This window comes from Terrabacter sp. P5_B1, from assembly GCF_056400505.1.
On sequence record NZ_JBFULD010000471.1, the window covers coordinates 1 to 2,295 of the forward strand.

Annotated in this window: 3 protein-coding genes and 1 pseudogene; 3 read left to right on the plus strand and 1 reads right to left on the minus strand. The window is 72.5% G+C overall.

Annotated elements, in window-relative coordinates; translation table 11 throughout:
• Both AC1DP0_RS21000 and AC1DP0_RS21005 read left to right on the plus strand, forming a co-directional pair.
• Positions 1-263 (plus strand): annotated as a pseudogene (locus AC1DP0_RS21000) (hypothetical protein); the annotation flags it as partial.
• The gene (locus tag AC1DP0_RS21005; RefSeq protein WP_478088352.1) at positions 256-1,599 is read left to right on the plus strand and encodes a D-arabinono-1,4-lactone oxidase; all 1,344 of its coding nucleotides are present in this window, start codon (positions 256-258) and stop codon (positions 1,597-1,599) included. The pseudogene AC1DP0_RS21000 and the gene AC1DP0_RS21005, both read left to right, overlap by 8 nt.
• Positions 1,600-1,637: 38 nt before the next feature.
• Here the strand turns inward: AC1DP0_RS21005 and AC1DP0_RS21010 are convergent, their stop codons facing one another.
• Positions 1,638-1,952, minus strand: a complete 315-nt coding sequence (locus AC1DP0_RS21010; RefSeq protein ID WP_478088354.1) for a hypothetical protein — start codon at positions 1,950-1,952, stop codon at positions 1,638-1,640.
• A 79-nt stretch (positions 1,953-2,031) separates the two neighbouring features.
• Here AC1DP0_RS21010 and AC1DP0_RS21015 point away from each other — a divergent pair.
• Positions 2,032-2,295 (plus strand): VOC family protein (locus tag AC1DP0_RS21015; RefSeq protein WP_478088356.1); only part of this gene is annotated, 264 nt, incomplete at its 3' end.

Here is a 2,295-nt window from a genome sequence, read left to right on the forward strand (position 1 = left end):
GACAGGAGCAGGACCTCGCACTGGTCCGGCGCGAGGGCGTCGGCGAGGTGCAGACGCCTCTCGTGGGGTCCGGGGCCGACCGGCTCTCACTGGGTGATCGGATATGGTTCCGGCACGCCAAGGCGGGGGAGCTGGCCGAGCGCTTCGCGGAGTTCGCGCTGGTCAGCGCCGAGGGAGGCGACGGCGGCGACAGCGGCCACGGCGAAGACCGGGTCGTCGGACGGGCCGCGACCTATCGTGGGGAAGGGCAGTGTTTTGGCTGACAGCGAGGGCGGCGTCACGCCCCGCATCGTGCGCAGCGTCGACTGGACCAACTGGGCTGGCACCGAGTCCGCGAGGCTCGCCCGTGTGGCCACGCCGCGCAGTGAGGCCGAGGTCGTCGAGGAGGTCACCCGTGCCGGGGCTCGCGGCCTCCGGGTCAAGGCCATCGGTGCCGGCCACTCGTTCACCGGCGTCGCCGTCACCGACGGGGTGCAGCTGCGGCTCGGCGCGCTGACGGGTGTGACCTCGATCGACGCGACGCGGGGCGAGGCCACCGTGCGCGCGGGCACGCCGTTGCACGTGCTCAACGAGGAGCTGGCGGCCTTCGGCTGCGCGCTTCCCAACCTCGGCGACATCGACCGGCAGAGCCTCGCCGGCGCCACGGGCACCGGCACCCACGGCACCGGGCTGCGCCTGACGGGACTCTCGGCAGGGATCCGGGCCCTGCGCCTCGTGCTGGCCGACGGGTCGGTCGTCGAGTGCTCACCCACCCACGAGCCCGAGCTGTTCCAGGCTGCCCGGCTCGGGCTCGGGGCTCTCGGCATCGTCACCGAGATCACCGTCGGGGTCGTGCCGGCCTTCCTGCTCCACGCGGTCGAACGCCCCGCATCCCTCACCGAGGTGCTCGACGGCGCGGACGCCGACGCCGAGGCCAACGACCACTTCGAGTTCTACTGGTTCCCGCACACCGACCGGGTCCTGACCAAGCGCAACAACCGCGTGCCCGAGGGCACGCCCAGGCGGCCGCTGCCGATGTGGCGCGAGAAGCTCGACGACGACCTGCTGAGCAACCGGGTCTTCGAGCTGACGAACCGCCTCGCGACCCGGATGCCGCGAGCGACGAGGAGCATCAACGCCGTCGCGTCGCGCGCCCTGGGCGAGCGGCAGTACACCGACAGCTCTCACAAGGTCTTCGTCGCCGCGCGCGAGGTGCGCTTCAGGGAGTCCGAGTGGGCCTTCCCGCGTGCGAGCCTCTCCGCCGTGCTGCTCGAGCTGCGGGAGTGGGTCGACACCCACGACGAGCGCATCTCCTTCCCCGTCGAGTGCCGCGTCGCCGCCGCCGACGACGTGTGGCTCTCGACCGCCTACGAGCGGGAGAGCTGCTACGTCGCGATCCACAAGTACCACCGGCAGCGGCGTGGCGCCTACTTCGACGCCTTCGAGGCGATCGCGGTCAACCACGGCGGGCGGCCGCACTGGGGCAAGATCCACACCCGCGACGCCGACTACCTCCGCGGCGTCCACCCGCGGTTCGACGACTTCGTGGCCGTGCGCGACCGCGTCGACCCTGAGCGGCGCTTCGGCAACCCCTACCTCGAGCGGGTCCTCGGACCCTGAGGCCATGAGGGTCGTATGCCGTGTGCTGGCGTTCCGCGTCAGGCACCCGAGCGTGCTGTGCGCTGGCGCTCCCACGCGAGGTGCAGCGCGGCCCTGATCGCGTCGGCGTCGCCCGTGAGGTCGGCCTGCACCTTGGCGTGCGCCTCCCAACGCGGCGGCACCCCGAACGTCGTCGGATCGGCTGAGACGAGGCGCTCCCGGTCCGGTCCGTCGAGGCGGACGAGCAGCGTCCCGGGGGCGTCTTCGCGTGCGACGAGGAGCCCGTCGACGTACCACGCGCGGCGCCCACCGGCGCTCCGGGCGCGGACACCGTCGAGCGCGCGGAGGTGGGCGTCGACGTCGTCCAGCGTCATCGTCCGACAGTAGACCGCGGCCTGTCGTCGGTGCCGCCTACGGTGGACGGAGAAGCAGTCAGGCATCGAGGAGGACGCCGTGGCAGAGCAGAGGACCTACCCCGAGGGTGTGACCTCGTGGGTCGACACCGAGCAGCATGATCTCGAGGCCGCCCAGGACTTCTACGGTGGCCTCTTCGGCTGGACGTTCAGCGAAGCGACGCCGCCGGGCGTCCCGTTCCGCTACCTCGTCGCCCAGCTCGACGGGCTGGACGTCGGCGGCCTCGGCGGCCCCGCGACGCCCCCGCAGGGTGATGCGGACTCGGGGGGAGCGGTGCGCTGGAACTCCTACGTCGCCGTGGAC

Excerpts from the sequence above, each read along its gene's own strand:
- AC1DP0_RS21010 (WP_478088354.1), bottom strand. The coding sequence starts at position 1,952 with ATGACGCTGGACGACGTCGACGCCCACCTCCGCGCGCTCGACGGTGTC.